This window comes from Streptomyces sp. NPDC020845, from assembly GCF_044334165.1.
Lineage (GTDB): Bacteria > Actinomycetota > Actinomycetes > Streptomycetales > Streptomycetaceae > Streptomyces.
Genome location: NZ_JBIRSJ010000028.1, coordinates 54823 through 69752 on the forward strand (window position 1 = coordinate 54823; position 14930 = coordinate 69752).

At 68.3% G+C, this 14930-nt stretch carries 14 protein-coding genes and 2 pseudogenes; 12 read left to right on the top strand and 4 right to left on the bottom strand.

The genetic code is table 11. The features are described 5' to 3' along the window. Positions 1 to 35: 35 nt before the first annotated feature. The 6 genes and pseudogenes from ACH4U7_RS48590 to ACH4U7_RS48615 form a co-directional block, all read left to right on the top strand. On the top strand, positions 36 to 683 hold the full coding sequence (locus ACH4U7_RS48590) for an isochorismatase family cysteine hydrolase (RefSeq protein ID WP_358644595.1): 648 nt from the start codon (positions 36 to 38) through the stop codon (positions 681 to 683). A 217-nt stretch (positions 684 to 900) separates the two neighbouring features. Beyond that, on the top strand, positions 901 to 1920 hold the full coding sequence (locus tag ACH4U7_RS48595) for a hypothetical protein (protein ID WP_398534161.1): 1020 nt from the start codon (positions 901 to 903) through the stop codon (positions 1918 to 1920). A gap of 41 nt (positions 1921 to 1961) precedes the next feature. After that, on the top strand, positions 1962 to 2978 hold the full coding sequence (locus ACH4U7_RS48600; RefSeq protein ID WP_398534162.1) for a phosphotriesterase: 1017 nt from the start codon (positions 1962 to 1964) through the stop codon (positions 2976 to 2978). Then, positions 2975 to 3478: a RidA family protein gene (locus tag ACH4U7_RS48605; protein ID WP_398534163.1), complete on the top strand. Its 504-nt coding sequence runs from the start codon at positions 2975 to 2977 to the stop codon at positions 3476 to 3478. Before ACH4U7_RS48600 ends, ACH4U7_RS48605 begins: the two co-directional genes overlap by 4 nt. A gap of 337 nt (positions 3479 to 3815) precedes the next feature. After that, the gene (locus ACH4U7_RS48610; protein WP_398534164.1) at positions 3816 to 4202 is read left to right on the top strand and encodes a cytochrome P450; all 387 of its coding nucleotides are present in this window, start codon (positions 3816 to 3818) and stop codon (positions 4200 to 4202) included. 93 nt (positions 4203 to 4295) lie between these two features. Beyond that, positions 4296 to 5102, top strand: a pseudogene (locus ACH4U7_RS48615) (FAD-dependent oxidoreductase); the annotation flags it as partial. A gap of 51 nt (positions 5103 to 5153) precedes the next feature. Here the strand turns inward: ACH4U7_RS48615 and ACH4U7_RS48620 are convergent. Continuing rightward, positions 5154 to 5362 (bottom strand): annotated as a pseudogene (locus ACH4U7_RS48620) (IS481 family transposase); the annotation flags it as partial. A gap of 104 nt (positions 5363 to 5466) precedes the next feature. Here ACH4U7_RS48620 and ACH4U7_RS48625 point away from each other — a divergent pair. After that, the gene (locus tag ACH4U7_RS48625; RefSeq protein WP_398534199.1) at positions 5467 to 5664 is read left to right on the top strand and encodes a hypothetical protein; all 198 of its coding nucleotides are present in this window, start codon (positions 5467 to 5469) and stop codon (positions 5662 to 5664) included. A gap of 117 nt (positions 5665 to 5781) precedes the next feature. Here ACH4U7_RS48625 and ACH4U7_RS48630 read toward each other — a convergent pair whose 3' ends face one another. Both ACH4U7_RS48630 and ACH4U7_RS48635 read right to left on the bottom strand, forming a co-directional pair. Then, positions 5782 to 6324, bottom strand: a complete 543-nt coding sequence (locus tag ACH4U7_RS48630) for a cupin domain-containing protein (protein ID WP_398534165.1) — start codon at positions 6322 to 6324, stop codon at positions 5782 to 5784. Positions 6325 to 6732: 408 nt separating this feature from the next. Next, complete coding sequence (locus ACH4U7_RS48635; RefSeq protein ID WP_398534166.1) at positions 6733 to 7371, bottom strand: TetR/AcrR family transcriptional regulator; 639 nt, start codon at positions 7369 to 7371, stop codon at positions 6733 to 6735. Between the two features lie 292 nt (positions 7372 to 7663). On the opposite strand from ACH4U7_RS48635, the gene ACH4U7_RS48640 reads away from it, so the two are divergent. The 4 genes from ACH4U7_RS48640 to ACH4U7_RS48655 all read left to right on the top strand — a co-directional run bounded on the left by ACH4U7_RS48640 (position 7664) and on the right by ACH4U7_RS48655 (position 11941). After that, positions 7664 to 8626: an MBL fold metallo-hydrolase gene (locus tag ACH4U7_RS48640; protein ID WP_398534167.1), complete on the top strand. Its 963-nt coding sequence runs from the start codon at positions 7664 to 7666 to the stop codon at positions 8624 to 8626. A gap of 313 nt (positions 8627 to 8939) precedes the next feature. Then, positions 8940 to 10619, top strand: a complete 1680-nt coding sequence (locus ACH4U7_RS48645; protein WP_398534168.1) for a thiamine pyrophosphate-binding protein — start codon at positions 8940 to 8942, stop codon at positions 10617 to 10619. Between the two features lie 131 nt (positions 10620 to 10750). Further along, entirely contained in the window at positions 10751 to 11332 is a 582-nt protein-coding gene (locus ACH4U7_RS48650) for a carboxymuconolactone decarboxylase family protein (RefSeq protein WP_398534169.1), read from the top strand. A 9-nt stretch (positions 11333 to 11341) separates the two neighbouring features. Next, positions 11342 to 11941, top strand: coding sequence for a carboxymuconolactone decarboxylase family protein (locus tag ACH4U7_RS48655; RefSeq protein WP_398534170.1), 600 nt, complete (start codon positions 11342 to 11344; stop codon positions 11939 to 11941). A 184-nt stretch (positions 11942 to 12125) separates the two neighbouring features. Here ACH4U7_RS48655 and ACH4U7_RS48660 read toward each other — a convergent pair whose 3' ends face one another. Then, positions 12126 to 13625 carry a cellulase family glycosylhydrolase gene (locus ACH4U7_RS48660; protein WP_398534171.1) on the bottom strand — a complete coding sequence of 500 codons (1500 nt, stop codon included), beginning with the start codon at positions 13623 to 13625 and terminating at the stop codon, positions 12126 to 12128. Between the two features lie 238 nt (positions 13626 to 13863). On the opposite strand from ACH4U7_RS48660, the gene ACH4U7_RS48665 reads away from it, so the two are divergent. Beyond that, the gene (locus tag ACH4U7_RS48665) at positions 13864 to 14919 is read left to right on the top strand and encodes a LacI family DNA-binding transcriptional regulator (protein ID WP_398534172.1); all 1056 of its coding nucleotides are present in this window, start codon (positions 13864 to 13866) and stop codon (positions 14917 to 14919) included. Positions 14920 to 14930 lie beyond the last annotated feature (11 nt).

Below are 14930 nucleotides of genomic sequence, written 5' to 3' on the forward strand. Positions count from 1 at the left end.
CGGCCGTTGTCCGCACGGAGAGAGGAAAGATGCAGATGAACGTAGCAGGCAACGCCGTCCTGATCGTCGTCGACATCCAGGGCGGTGATGTCGAGCAGTCCGCGTCGCGCACGGAGATCCCACACATGGCGGGACGCGCCGAGCGGACACCGCGAGTGCGCGAGCTGATCCGCCGCACCCGCGAACAGGGCATCCCCGTCGTCTGGATCCAGGAGGTCCACAAGCCGAACCTGGTGGACATCGGCCGTGAACTCGATGGCGCCGAGGGACCGCACTGCATCGAAGGATGGCCGGAGACCGAGCTGTCGAAGGGCCTGGAACCGCGCCCGGACGAGTTCCTGATCCGCAAGCGCCGCTACTCGGCGTTCTTCGGCACCGAACTGGAGATCGTACTCAAGGCCTACCGGGCCGAGACCGTGATCCTCATCGGCGGGCTCACCGACGTGTGCGTGCACTACACGGCCGTCGACGCCCACCAGCACGACTATCGGGTGCGCGTGGTCACCGACTGCGTCGGCGGGTCCACCCAGGAGGCCCACGACGCCGCGCTTCGGGCCGTCCACTACCTCCAGCGGGACGCGCTCGTCGAACAGGCTGAGGTCCTGCGGTGGCTGGAATCCGCGGACCCCAACCCCGAAGTGGCCCGCGCCGACCGGACCCACCTGGTGGGCCGCCCCGCCTGACCCACGACCGCATCCGCCCCGGTGGCCCATCACGTTCCGGCCCAGCCGGCACGCGAGGGCGGCGGGACGGGAGCCACCCCATGAACCGGAAGGGAAACCGCCCCCATGAGCCGTAAGTCAACCGCCCCATGAGCACGCCCGGCGCGCCGGTTCACCGCCACACCGCACGGCACAGCGAGGACGTACCCGCCAGGGGAGCCGCCGCGGGGGACTCGGCATGATCGAAACAGTTCTCGGCCCCGTCGACGCCGCCGCGCTCGGCCCGACATCCATGCACGAACACCTGCTGAGCGACAGCCGCGTCCTGCACCGGCCGCCGCGCGAACCGTTGCCCGCCGACCCGAGGGTCACCATGGAAAACCTGGGATTCCTGCGCTGGAACCTGCTCGCGCTGGAGGACAACCTCGTCCTGGACGACCCCGACACCGTCGTCGCGGAACTGCAGCCCGCCCGCGCGCTGGGCCAGTCCTGTGTGGTCGACCTGACCACCTGGGGACTCGGCCCGCGGCACGCCGAACTCCCTGCCCTGTCAAGGGCGTCGGGCCTGCACGTCGTCGCCGGCTACGGGGCCTATCTGGGCCGGTCCCACCCGGACTGGCTGCGCGCGCTCGACGAACCGGCCCTCGAGGAGCACTTCCACCGGGCGCTCACCGACCGCATCCCCGGCGTCGCCTACCGGGCCGCCCTCCTCGGCATCATCGGCACCGGTGCACCCGTCGAACTCGCCGAACGCCGCATGCTGCGCGCCGCCGGGCGGGCGGCCGCCCGCTGCGGCGCTGCCGTCGGCGTCCGGCTCGATCCCGGGGCCCGGCTGGGCTTCGACGTACTGGAGGTGCTGGCGGCCGCCGGACTGTCGGCCGAGCGGGTCGTCCTCGGCAACGTCGACGAGTACATCGACCCGCCCTATCTGCGAGAACTGGCCTCCGCCGGAGTCACGTTGGAGTGGTGCTTCGGCAACGAGGCCTACTACCGGGACGGCTACAAGGACGCCACCGATGCCGAACGCCTCGACGCCGTCGAAGAGTTCCTCGCCGACGGGTTCGCCGACCGCATGGTGCTCGGCTGCTCCGTGTGGACCAAGACTCAGCTGCGCCGCTACGGCGGCATGGGCTACGACCACCTCCTGCGCCGGATCGTGCCTGCCCTGCGCGGCCGCGGCATTCCCCGACAACAGCTCGACACCCTGCTCGTCGACGTGCCCCGCCGCCTGCTGGACCGGCCCGGGCCGTCCGACTGAACCGGCGCCGACGCGCCGTTCCCGCCCACGGAAGGCCATCCATGCCCGTCCACACCGTTCTCGGCCCCGTCGACGCCGCCGCGCTCGGCCCGACCTCCATGCACGAACACCTGCTCAGCGACCTCAGCCTGTGGGCACGTCCCGCCCCGCCCGGCGAACCCCCGCTGACCGGACCCATCCGTCCGCAGGACATGGCCCGACTGCGCTGGAACGCTCTGTCCGTCCCGCAGAACCTGGTCCTGCACGACCCCGGCGTAGCCGTCGCCGAGATGACCGCGCTGCGGCAGGCGGGCGGCGCCGCCGTCGTGGAACTGACCCTGCGCGGCATGGGCCGCCGCCTGGTGGAACTCCCGGACATCTCGCGCCGCAGCGGCGTCACCATCTGCGTCGGCACCGGCTGGTACGTCGACACCACCCACCCCGACGACGTCCGCACAGCCGACGTGGACACCCTCACGGTCAAGCTCCTGACCGACCTGCGCGACGGCATCGACGGCACCGGCATCAAGCCCGCCCTGATCGGGGAGCTGGGCACCAACCACCCGCCGACCGAGGGCGAGTTGCGCGTGGTCGCCGCCGCGGGCCGGGCCGCCGCCGAGACCGGCTGCGCGGTCAACGTGCACCTCTCCTTCCGCGGACAGGACGCCCTGTCCCTCGTCGAACTCCTGCTGTCCGAGGGCATGTCCGCCGACCGCATCGTGCTCAGCCACATGGACGAGGTGCTGGACCGCGCCTACCACAAGGACGCCGCCCAGACCGGAGCCGTCTTGGAGTACGACACCTTTGGCACGGACTTCTCCTACGGCAGCCCTGATCTGCGTTCGCCCGCCGACCACGAGCGTCTCGACATGGCCGCCTGGCTGCTCTCCGAAGGCCACCAGGACCAGCTGGTGATCGGCTGCGACGTGTGGACGCAGTCCAACCTGCTGCACAACGGCGGCTACGGCTACGAGCACCTGTTCCGCCGCATCGCGCCCGCGCTGGAGAAGCTGGCCGGTCCCGAGGTGCTGCGCCGCATCCTGGTCGACACTCCGCGCCGCCTGCTGGACCGTCCGTGAGCCGCCCCGCCGAGGGCGCCGAGGCCCGCGCTGCACGGCTCGGTCTGCGCATCCCCGACTACGCCGACCCGCCGTACGGCGGCCGGTACGGCACGGTCAAGGCGTTCCACCGCAGCGGGAGCCTGATCCTCCTCAGCGGATTCACCCCTGAGGACCGAACAGGTACCCTCCTGCACCCGGGGCGGCTGGGGGCCGACGTGTCCCTGGCACGGGGCCGGGAGGCGGCCCGCATGGCTGCGGTCAACGCCCTGGGCGGCGTCCGGCTCGCCCTGGGGTCCCTGGATCGCGTCACGGCCGTCGTCCGCGCCCTGTGCTTCGTGGTGTGCACGCCCGAGTTCGAGGAGGTTCACCAGGTCGCCTCCGGGGCCACCGACGTGTTCACCGAGGTCTTCGGACACGAGGCGGGGGTGGGCGGCCGTGCGGCGATCGGCGTGATGCAACTGGCCCGCGGCAACTGCTTCGAACTCTGGCTGACGGTCGAAGCCGATTCGGCCGACTGATGTCGGTCGCCGACGGGAGAGATCTAGACCCGGACTTCGCGGGTCGCTGATTCGTATGGCGTGACCGCTCGTGTTTCGCATTTTTCTTGATCGTTTGTGGTGTGAACTGGATGGCTGTGTATGGCTCGTTGGGGTGAGGAGAGCCGCTACTGCGCCGGGAACGGGGATCGCTTTCAAACACCGCCCCGAACTCGTCCCTGATCCGCATGGCCAGGCAACCGCGCGGGAACGCAGCACGGGCGACCCCGGCCGTGGACTCAGGCACCGCAGGCGCAGGCAACGGACGCATCGACATGATCTCCCCCTCGCCCCCAGGAAACAGACCCGACAACGAGCAGTGTCCACCGCACCCGAAGGTCATTTCAGGCGAACCATCACATCGACCAACAGAGTCCTTCAGGCCCGCGAGGTCGAACTTGCGGGCGTCACGCACCCGAAGGGCTCGCGGGTACTGGTCCTGCACGCCTCCGCCAACCGGGATCCCTTGGAGTGGGACGACCCGGACACCTTCGACATCCGCCGTGACGCGGGCCGTCAGCTCCGCTTCGGACACGGGACCCACGGCTGCGCCGGACAGGGCCTGGCCCGCCTGGAGACTTCTGCCATGCTGCGTGCCCTGGTCCAACGCGTCGACCGGATTGAGGCGACCGGCCGACCACAGTGGGCCCTGAAAAACATCATCCACCGCTTGGAGCGCTTGCCACTCGAACTCGTCCCCGCCTGAGTGAGCCCCAGCCGCGCGACGTTCCGTTCCGTGCGCATCCTCTCCGCCGACACCAGTGCTCTCTGCCTGAAAGACCTGTTGAGGACGACAACGATGAAGATCTCCGTCGACTATGGACGCTGCGAGGGCCACGGGCTGTGCGCCGAACAGGCCCCGGCCGTGTTCAGCCTGGACGACGACGTCGAGCTCACCTACCGCTTCGAGGATCCGAGGTGCCCGACAGGCATGTCGCCGCCGCCCGTTCGGCAGTCGACGCATGTCCGGTTGCGGCCCTGCGACTTCCGTCATGGCGACGCCGCCCTCGGTCATCATCGTCGGAGAGTCGCTCGCCGGACTACGGCACGGGAACTGCGCATCATCGGCCACTGTGGGAAGGTCACCGTCATCGGTGCCGAGGAGAACGGGGCGTACTCACGACCACCCCTGTCCAAGGCGGTCCTCAGGGACCCGGCCGCCGACGACACGCTGAGCCACCACCTCGACGGGCTGGACGTCGACATCGTCCGCTCGGCCGCGGTCGGAGTCGACACCGACCGCTGTGTGGTGACCACTGCGGACGGCCGACAGTTCGACTACGGGGCACTGGTCGCCGCCCCCGGTGCCGACGCCCGCAGGCTCGCCGCACCAGGCCAGCGCGGCGAACTCGTACTGCGCACCCTTGACGACGCCCGCCTGCTCCGGGCGCGGCTGGAGACCAGCGCCTCCGCGATCGTGCTCGGCGCGGGTTTCCTGGGCATGGAAGTGGCCGGCGCCTGCGCCGCCCGCGGCATCCCGGTCACCGTCGTGGACGTCGCCCGGTCGCTGGAGCGGATCCTCGGCGGCTACCTCTCCACCGCGATCACCGCACGCACCGAGGCGTACGGCATCCGGTTCGTCCAGGCCACCGGGTATGCCACCCTGGCTGGGGACCCCGTGAACGGCGTACGGCTGCCGGACGGAACCGAGTTGACCGCGGACCTTGATGATCCGGCGTTCGGTGCGAGTCAGGGTGCGGCGCGGGCTCGTGTGCGGGCGGGAGGGGCGGTCGGTCATCGCTGGGCGGCGGTCGGGGAGACCTGGGAGCGCTCGGCGGCCCGGCGCAGCGTCCAGCCGTCCTCGACGACGCAGCGGGCCAGGCGCAGACGGCCGGTCTCGGTCAGGGGTGCATTACGGTGAGGCAAGAGGGCCTTCTCGGTGCTCGGTGGAGATGTCGCAATCCACACCGAAGCCGGAAGGCCCTCACCCGTTCAAGAGCACCAAGCCGTGCCGTCCGTCACCAACCTCCATGGATAGAACACCCAGCCCTCAAGGCGGGGGGCCTCTGCCCCTGTCCGGCGAACCCACCAGCGTGGTGGGCAGCGTGGCCGAAGGGCGCGCCCTGCTCACCTGGACACGGACCGGCGGGCGTTCCACCGTCGTCGCCTATGGCGTGCGGAAACCGGTCACCGCGCTCCGCGCACTGGCTGCTCAGGCGCGCACCTGAGCACCCCTGGTACTTCGAGCAGCAGTTGGCGGGGCAGGGCATCCGGCTGCTGTGACCGGGCCCATAGGGTGAGCCCGCACGGGCTCGGTCACAGCAGCCCATTCCGGCGTGCGGGGCCTATTCGGCGAGTTCCCGCGGCAGTGCGTCGGTCATGCTGCCGAGTATCAGGCACGGCTCGGTGCCGCGGTTGCTCCAGCCGTGATTGCTGCCCTGGATGACCACCGTGTCGGACGGCTTCAGCAGGATCTCGTCCTCGTCGAGGACGAGGTATATCTCACCCCGAACGATGTGGAAGACATCGAGAGTGTCGGTCTTGTGCATCGTGGGGTGGCGAGGCTTGTCGGCCTGCGCGGGCTGGTGGTTCTCCGCGGCTACTTTGTTGAGGTCGGCGAACAGCTTCTCGGTTGTCTCGGGGTCGGGCTCCGGCCAGAACTCCATGGCGCGCACCAACATGCCGTTCGGGAACGGGGATCGGGCCGCGCCACCCTCCACCGATCGGTCTCCGGGGATGCTGTTGTCGACCGGGGTTTCGCGGGTCTTCCACAGCGTTGCGCGCCAGAAGAAGCCGGGAAATTCCTGCTGGTTGGGTACGCCCGTTTGGAGAACGGCCGATTTGCCCTTGTCGTCGAGGCCGACGACGTAACGCCTCAAGTCTGCCATTGGCGATCCTTTGAGTGGTTGCGGAACGCAGGTGAGCACGTGCCGAAGAAACCGCTGGGCAGAGCGGTGGCCGGTAAAAGGGAAAACGGGCCTCGACTGCGGCGGCGAAGGGGCTCACGCGTTTCGAATGCATTGTTGCCACTATTGATTCATCGCGTCAAGAGGCAGCTAATGAATAGCGTTTGGTTGCGGATGGGTGCGGCCGGGTAACCTGACCAACCCGGTTTTTCCGCAGTTGAAAAACCGTGAGGTAGGTAATTCCGTACGTGGTTTTTGGTGCGAAAAGGGAACCGAGGCGGAGGTTATCGTCGCTGCTCCCGGTGCCAATGGTTTCCGCTGAGTCGAAGGCGGAGAGCCTACTGTGCGGGCGCGGTGCCGAGCCGCGCCCGCGTGCATGCTGAGAGCGTATTACTCGCCCAGTTGTCCTGCGGTATGCGGAGTGGTCGCGTGCGTGCCTCCCCCCGGCCACAGTGTGCGGGCGGCGTCCGACAGCCCCTCAACTCCTGAGGGGCCCAGGACGGTCAGCTGGAGAATGAAACCGGGCATGATCGTCGCGATCAATTGGGCGAGTTCGTCTGCTGAGGCCCCCTGGGGCAGGGTGCCGACATTTTGATGCTCCCGCACGATCTTGACGATTTCACCGCAGGCCTCGATGATTGTGGCTTTGATCCGCTCGGTGAGTGCCGGGATGTACAGCGATTCGGACCACACCAGCAGCGTGAGGGCGGCGAAGCCGTTTTCCACGTGCTTTGCCTTGATGACCTCGAAGAGGTCGGTGAGTGCTTCTCCGATGCCGACCGTGGGTCTTTGATCGGCCAGTTTGCGGACTTCGGCGACCACCTCGCCCAGGTTCTCCTCGGCGATCGCGACGATCATGTCCTGCTTGCCGGCGAAGTACCTGTACACGGCTCCCGTGGACAGGCCCGTCTCCGTCAGTACGTCCTGCATGGTCGTCGCGTGGAAGCCGTTGCGCACGAAGCAGCGCCTCGCAGCGCTCAGGATCTCCGCGCGGCGGGCGTCTAGGTACTCCTGGCTCACCTTGGGCATGCTCGCAGCGTACATGAAAAACGAGCGGTCGTTCTCCTTGACGATGAGCTGCGCCCCGGTGCACAGTGGACAAAGACAACGGGTGTTCGTTTTTTTTACGCCTAGCATGCTTCCACGGACCCCCGACCGGGCTCCCTCAAGCACAGGACGCAGCTGTGCGGCTGCGTATCCGATCAGCCAGGCACGGATGGCCTACTCGGCGCCCCGAGTGCGCTCGCCGGCCCGGGCCCTTGCTCCAGGAATCCCCCGCCGAGCCGTGGGCACCGCGGACCCGCTAGAAGGAGAACGAATCATGAAGAAGCGGTTCATCGTCGCCGCGGCTGCCGCGGTGCCGGTGGCGCGCCTGGCCCGCAGCTTCGCGTCGTCGCCACTGCCTGTGCCTCCCCCTCTGTCCGACTCGATTCCGAATCCCGAGGCCAAGCCGCCGGCGGAACTGGACGTCGTCGCGGTGCCGACCGGCGTCAACAAGCGCGTCGCCGCCTACGGTTACCGCGGCGGGTCATTCTTCGAGAAGCGTGACTTCAACATGGGGGCCGTCCTCATCAAGCACCCCAGCGGCGATCTGCTGGTCGACACCGGGTTCGGCCGCGGTATCGACCAGCAGATGACCACCATGCCGCCCTTGTTCCAGCGCATGACCAAGTACGAGATGTGGAAGCCGGCACGGGACCAACTGGAGGCCGCCGGCTACGACTTCGGCCGACTCGCCGGCATCCTCCTCACCCACGCGCACTGGGACCACGTGAGCGGCCTCCCGGACTTCCCCGACGTGCCGGTGCTGGCCACCGAGCGAGAGAAGGCCGCCTTCGACAGGGAGGGCATGCACGGCTACTTCGGCCCACCCTTCAGCGAGGCCAGCATCCCCTGGAGCGTCATCCGCTTCGAGTCCGGTCCCTACCTCGGCTTCCCCCGCAGCCACGACGTTCACGGCGACGGATCGATCGTCTGCGTTCCCGCCTCTGGGCACACCCCAGGCAGCATCATCGTGTTCGTGACGCTCGCCAACCACTTGCGGTACGCCCTGGTGGGGGACCTGGTGTGGCAGCGCGAAGGTCTTACCCGGCTGGAAGAACGTCCCTGGCTGGTGCGGAGGTTCGCCGATCTGGACGCGGATGGCAACCGACGCAATCTCCTGCGGATGGCCTCCATCCTCCAGCGCATCCCCGACATGATCGTCGTGCCCGCCCACGACCAACGCGCCTTCGCCGAGATGACCACCCTGCCCAACGTGATCACCAAGGGCCTCATCCTCTGACGGCATTCGGCCGTGGCTCGAGGAAGGCCGCCGACACCCGGTCCCTGGCCCCAGGCGTCCGGGGGCCTGACAGCAGGTGACACCGAGCTTCGACCGACGATTCGGCGCTGCGAGTTCCGCGGCCGCTCGGGCTTCCGGCCCGGCCCCAGCGTTCCACCGAAAACCGCTGGTACCGCCATTTTGCGCCCCGCGGTCTCGACAGCGGCCAAGGTGCCGCGTCCCAGCGGTGAAGCAACCACATGTTCTGAGCCGATGAAGAGAGAAACTTGTGACGAAAGCAAGCGGTGACACCGCAACGGAACACAAGACCGAGATGGATGCGCCCAGGGTCGCGCACGCTGTGGCCAGGGCCCTGAAGGACAACGGGATCGACCGTATCTTCCTGGTCACCGGTGGCGATCTGCTGCTGTGGCAGGCGCTGCGCGATCACGGCATCGCCATGCACCTTGCACGCAGCGAGGCCGCGTCCGTCGTCATGGCCGACGCGTATGCCCGGGTGACGGGCAAACCCGCGGTCGTCTACGGGCAGTGGGGGCCGGGTGCGGCGAACGTCGCCGGAGCGCTCGCGGACGCCTGGTGGGCACACAGCCCCCTCGTCGCAATCACCAGCACGGTGTCCACACGGGTCGAGTACAAGAACGAGTACCAGGAGCTCGATCAGCCGCCGATGTTCCAGTCGGTCACGAAGTGGCAGGCGCGTGTCACCCGCGCGGACCGCGCCGGAGAACTCGTCGCTCAGGCCGTGCGCACCGCGGCCGCGGGATGCCCACGGCCTGTGCACCTCGACATCCCCTTCGACACGATCATGGAAGTCGCGCCGAACGCCCGCTACGCGCCTGCCTTCACGCCCACGCCGCCAGCCCCGTCGGCGAGCGCGGTGGACGACATCGTCAGCAGGCTCGCCCGGAGTGAGCGGCCGATGATCCTCGCCGGGAACGGAGTGCTGCTCGCCGATGCCGCGCTCGACCTGGTCGCACTCGCGGAGACCGCGTCGGTGCCCGTCCTGACGACACTCGGCGGGAAGGGCGCCATACCCGAGAACCATCCGCTGTCGGTCGGCGTCGCGGGACGATACTCAAGCAAGATCAGCAACGAGATCGCGCGTGAGGCGGATCTCGTCCTGGCCATCGGTTCGGACCTCGGAGGTCTCGCGACCGACACCTACACGCTGCCCTCGGCCGCCACCGAGGTGGTCCAGGTCGACCTCTCGCCCGAGGCCATCGGCAGGACGCGCGCCGTGCAGGCGGGTGTGGTCGCCGATGCCGGCGAATTGTGCCGCTCACTCGCCGCGGCGCTGACCTTGGAGCCGGTCACCGACGCGCGCCGCACGTGGTGCGAGTCCGTCCAGCAAAGGCGCGCCGCCTGGAAAGAGGATTTCCAGGCAGTGGCGAGCCGACCTGCCACCGGGCATGTGCGGCCCGAGGCCATCGTCTCGATCCTTCGGGAACTCACCCACGAGCGCGACCTGCTCGTCGTGGACACGGGCTTCATGGGGGCCTGGGGCGGCGCCCTGTTTCCCGTCCATTCGCCCGGCCGGACGTTCCTGCGCGCCGCCGGCACACTCGGCTGGGCCTTCCCCGCCGTCCTCGGAGCCCAGCTCGCGGCGCCGACGGGGCAGCGTGCCTTCGCGCTGGTCGGCGACGGTGGCTTCGGCTACAACGTCGGAGACCTCGAAACCGCGATGCGACTGGACATCCCGGCGGTGACCATCGTCCTGAACAACGCGAGTCTCGGGTACGAGCACGTCGGCTTCAAGCACGCCCTCGGAGGCGATGTCGTGCACGAGGTCTGCGATTTCATCGACATCGACCACGCGAAGGTCGCCGCCGCGTACGGACTGTTCTCGGCTCGCGTCGATTCGGCGGAGGACTTCAGGGGAGCCCTGAAGCAGGCGATCGCCGGCGCCCGCCCGGCACTGATCGACGTCGTGGTCGACAAGGAACGGATCGCCCCGGTCACCACGTTCGACGCACTGCTCAAGCGCGATGTCTGAGCCGGCCCGGTGACCACGACCAAGGCATCGTCGACACGACGACGTGCTGATCGGCTGGTCCACCGGGTCTCACTGCCCTGGAAACGCACCTGAACGCTCGGTGTTCGGCTGTCGAGCACAAGGAGATCACCATGCGACTGCCACTGATTCCCCCTACGGAGCTGACCGCCGAGCAGCGTCCCCTCTACGAGGCCTTCGAGAAGATGATCCAGGCCGAGGAGTACCAGGGCTTCGAGGTCCGCGACCCCGACGGTGCGTTCGTCGGGCCGTGGGGCGTGATGCTTCACTTCCCCGACCTCGCGGTGCCGCTCGGCCAGTTCATCGATGTCGCCCAGAAGCTGCCGGGCCTGAGCGAGAGGGCGCGGCAGGTCGTCATCCTGACCATCGGCGGCAGGTTCAACGTCGCCTACGAGCTCTACGCGCACACCCCGCTGGCCGTGCGCGCCGGGCTGCGCCCGGACCAGATCGCGGCCCTGAGCGCAGGCTCGCGCCCGGCCGACCTGGGCGAGGACGAGCTCCTCGCCGCGGATGTCGCCTCCGCCCTGACCCGCGGTGGCGCGGTGCCGGGGCCCCTGTACGACGCCGCGGTCGCGAAGCTCGGCCGGCAGGGCTTCGCCGCGGTCGCTTTCATCACCGTCCACTACTTGGCGCTCGGCACTCTGCTCAACGCGTATGACGTGCCCACCGGCCGCGCCGTGACTCATACCGACTAGGAGTGAATCATGCCCGATATCAACGAACTCAAGGCGATGCTCGAGAACCCGGATGACTTCGGCACGTTCGGGCGCTTCGCCGAGACGCCGGTCGACCAGATGTCGCCGGAGATGCGCGAGGCGTTCGACTTCACGCTGAAGCTGCGCGGACTCGTGCCGGGTCCGCACAAGATCTGGGCGGCGAACCCGACGCTCCTCAAGACGGTCGCGCCGGTCGGGGCGTATTTCCAGACGAAATCGACGTTGTCGAAGGCCGAGATCGAGATCGCCACCTGTGTGATCTGCGGGCGCTGGGGCGCCGCGTACGCCAGCTACGAGCACGAGAAGATCGGTGTGATCTTCGGAGGGCTCGACGCGGAGAAGGCGCAGGCGCTGATCGCGGGGCTGCCTACCTCCTTCGACGACCCGCGGCAGCATATGGTGTACGAGCTCGCCTCGACGCTTGCCGCTGCGCGGATCGTGCCGCAGGGGATGTTCCAGCGGGCGCAGGAGCTGCTCGGCGACGCCGGCATCGTGGACGTGACGGTCCTGATGGGCTGGTTTAGCGCGGTCTCGCTCACCCTGATGGCCTTCGACGTTCCCTCGAACGCCGTCGGCCTCGATCAGTAGGCACATCGAAGCGCCTCACCGGCAGCCTCGTCGAGTACTGCCCGGCCGGACTCGCCCTGGTCCTGGTCGTCGTCGAGCGCAGGGACGGCATGACGGTCCGCCGACTCCGTCGACTCGGCGGACCGTCACGCAGGCCGTGATCAGGGACGGCCATTCCCTTCGCGCTCTCTGCGGCACGTGCTGTTCAGCGCCGCTTCACGGTGCCGGAGGGACGCGTGAGGGTGCCCTTGTCCGAGAGCACGACCGCCACCGCGGAGTAGGCGGGGACGTCGACAGCGCGCAAGGTGACGGTCTCGTCGTGGACGGGCACCCGGTTCACGTGGGTGGGCGTGACGGCGGTGTTGGTTCCGGTGTCGGCTGTGAACGTGGTCGCCGTGACGTTCTTCGTGGTGTAGCCGGTGGTGTTCAGCGTCGCGTCGACCTTCTGCCGATCAGCGGTGTCGTTGACGAGGATGACGCCCTTCTGCCCGTGCACGTTGGTGAAGGCGACGGCGTTGGTCAAGCCGCCCGCGTCGGTGGCCACGGTGGAGAACCGGCCGTCCCCGAGGCCGGCGTCGACGGAGAGCAGCCGGTAGGCCCGGGTCTGCGGCCACAGGGTCGCGGAGGTTCCGTCCCAGTCGTAGATCGCCTGGGCGATGACGCATCCCGGGCAGTTCTCCTGCGGGTCCAGCGTGACATTGCCCGGGAGCGCCGACATGAACGCCGCTCCGGTGATGATCGGCTGGTTCGCGAAGTTGACCAGGGTGTTGGCGACATAGGTGGTCGCCTGGTTGCCGACGACCTGCGGGGCTTTCGTGTCGCCGTAGTAGTTGTGGTTCCACTCGTTGATGTAGACGGGTAGGCCGGAACGGCCGGTCGCGTCGAGCAGCGCCTTCAACTCGGGCAGCTTGGCCTTCGCGACAGGGTCGGCCGCGTAGGTGTGGTACGAGACGAACTGGATGTCTGTCGCCGACAGCCTCGGGTCCCGGAGAATGGTCCCCATCGCCCCGAAGTCCCCGCCCTGTTTGTCGTCTCCGTCGCCGCCCACGGTGACCGTCCGGTCGACGGCCCGGATCGCCCGTACGGTGTAGAAGTACAGGTCGGCGGCAGCGGACTGCTGGGACGTGTAGGGGCTGCCCGACCGGTTGACCATCGAGGAGGTCATCGGCTCGTTGAGGATGTCGATCTGGTCGATCTTCGACGAGTAGTGCGCGACGACCTTGCGGATGATGTCTTGCCAGACAGCCCAGTCCTTCGGAACTCCGCTGTTGGTTCCGCTGTAGGTGAGCCAGGCCGGTGCCTGGAGGATGTTCAGCTGCGTGGTCATCCGGCTTGCCTTGGCGTGATCGAGCCAGGAGAGCACGCTCCAGTCCCAGTTCTCCGGGTTCTGGATGCCGTCGACGTTGTTGACGTAGTCCTGGAGGGTCATCCCCGCGAACTTCCCGGCGAAGAGGCGGTCGACGTGCAGGGTGCCCCGTTCGAGCTTGACGCCGACACGCTGCAACTTCGGGTAGACGTCGTCCTGGTGGTCGCGGCTGGGCTCGTTGGCGAGCCCGAACAGGGCGGGTTGCGCGGCCGGGTTCACCACCTGGGCGAAGTCGGCGGTCACGGCGGTCGACGCGGCGGACGCCGGGTTGGCCGCCGGCAGGGCGCCGACCATGGTGACGGCGGCAGCGACCGTGACGAGTCCTCTGAGTGATCGCATGGGTGTACTCCGATCTCGACGTTGAGAGGGGAAGGCGGGGCTAAAACCGCTTTCAGTCGAAAGCTCGTGCGGAGCGTAGTTCAGTCGTCAGGAGTGCACAACAACGCGGACAGAATCCGGCTGGTGTAGACTAAAACCGATTACAGGATGGGGCTTTGAAGGCTGCGGACCGGTCCGTACGGGCGTCTGTGCAAGCTGGATCCCTGGGTGGTCGCGACTGAACGAGAGGCTGGAGAGCATGACCGACGGGGACGCCAAGCCGCTGTCGAAACCAAAACCGCGCCGGCCCGGCCGGGCTGTCACGATCGAGGATGTCGCCCGGGTCGCGGGTGTCTCGAAGGGCACGGTTTCGCGGGTCCTCAACGGACATGACTGGGTCAGCCCGAAGACTCGGCAGGCGGTTGTCGAGGCGATGGCTTCGACAGGCTTCGTCGCAAGCGCCAGTGCGCGCTCGCTCGCCACGAGCCGCACGGGGAACATCGCCTTCGTGCTCGGCGCACCTCCGGTCCGGCTGTTCGAGGACCCCAACTACGCAGTTCTGCTCCAGGTGATCACCGAGGAACTCGCAGAACTCGACTATGCGTTGATGCTCCTCACCGCGAGCACTCAGGCGGAACGGGCGCGTGTCGCCCGGTTCGTCAGAGAAGGCCATGTGGACGGCGTCATCCTCGTCCTGGTCGGCGACGCGGGTACCGAGGAGCTCATCTCGTTGCTCCGCGGCAATCGCATGCCGGCCATCGCCTGCGGTCACCCTTTCGTCGGGGAGGACCCCCTTCCCTTCGTCGCCGCCGACGACACGCCCGGGGTGCGGCAGTTGGCCCGCCATTTCCTGGCGCGTGGCTACCGCTCGACCGCCGTGATCGCCAGCCACCTGGAGACCAGCGGCGCCAAGTCGAGGGTCGCGGCGTTCGCCGGTGAGGCGCCCGGACTCGTCCGGGACGATTTGGTCATCGAAGCACACGAGTACTCCAGGGCGGCCGGCAAGAACGCCATGCGGACCCTTCTGGCGGCCCGTCCCGGCATCGACTCCGTTTTCGCCGCTTCCGATCTTCTCGCCGCCGGGGCGATGGACGCCCTGCACAAGGCTGACATCGCGGTACCCGGGCAGATCGCCGTGGCCGGTTTCGACGACTCGACGATCGCGCAGCAGACCGATCCGCAGCTGACGACGGTCCGGCAGTCCGTGGCCGACGTGGCCCGCCAGATGGTCGCGCAGCTCAGGATCGGCCTTGACGGAGGAGCCATGGCCTCGGTCAGCGTTCCCACACAGCTTGTGATCCGCGAGTCCGCCTGACCGGGTCCGGC

Bases quoted from the DNA above. Each gene is read 5' to 3' on its own strand.
- ACH4U7_RS48590 (WP_358644595.1), top strand. From the start codon at position 36: ATGAACGTAGCAGGCAACGCCGTCCTGATCGTCGTCGACATCCAGGGC.
- ACH4U7_RS48595 (WP_398534161.1), top strand. From the start codon at position 901: ATGATCGAAACAGTTCTCGGCCCCGTCGACGCCGCCGCGCTCGGCCCG.
- ACH4U7_RS48600 (WP_398534162.1), top strand. From the start codon at position 1,962: ATGCCCGTCCACACCGTTCTCGGCCCCGTCGACGCCGCCGCGCTCGGC.
- ACH4U7_RS48625 (WP_398534199.1), top strand. From the start codon at position 5,467: ATGGATAGAACACCCAGCCCTCAAGGCGGGGGGCCTCTGCCCCTGTCC.
- ACH4U7_RS48630 (WP_398534165.1), bottom strand. From the start codon at position 6,324: ATGGCAGACTTGAGGCGTTACGTCGTCGGCCTCGACGACAAGGGCAAA.
- ACH4U7_RS48635 (WP_398534166.1), bottom strand. From the start codon at position 7,371: ATGCCCAAGGTGAGCCAGGAGTACCTAGACGCCCGCCGCGCGGAGATC.
- ACH4U7_RS48640 (WP_398534167.1), top strand. From the start codon at position 7,664: ATGAAGAAGCGGTTCATCGTCGCCGCGGCTGCCGCGGTGCCGGTGGCG.
- ACH4U7_RS48645 (WP_398534168.1), top strand. From the start codon at position 8,940: ATGGATGCGCCCAGGGTCGCGCACGCTGTGGCCAGGGCCCTGAAGGAC.
- ACH4U7_RS48650 (WP_398534169.1), top strand. From the start codon at position 10,751: ATGCGACTGCCACTGATTCCCCCTACGGAGCTGACCGCCGAGCAGCGT.
- ACH4U7_RS48655 (WP_398534170.1), top strand. From the start codon at position 11,342: ATGCCCGATATCAACGAACTCAAGGCGATGCTCGAGAACCCGGATGAC.
- ACH4U7_RS48660 (WP_398534171.1), bottom strand. From the start codon at position 13,625: ATGCGATCACTCAGAGGACTCGTCACGGTCGCTGCCGCCGTCACCATG.
- ACH4U7_RS48665 (WP_398534172.1), top strand. From the start codon at position 13,864: ATGACCGACGGGGACGCCAAGCCGCTGTCGAAACCAAAACCGCGCCGG.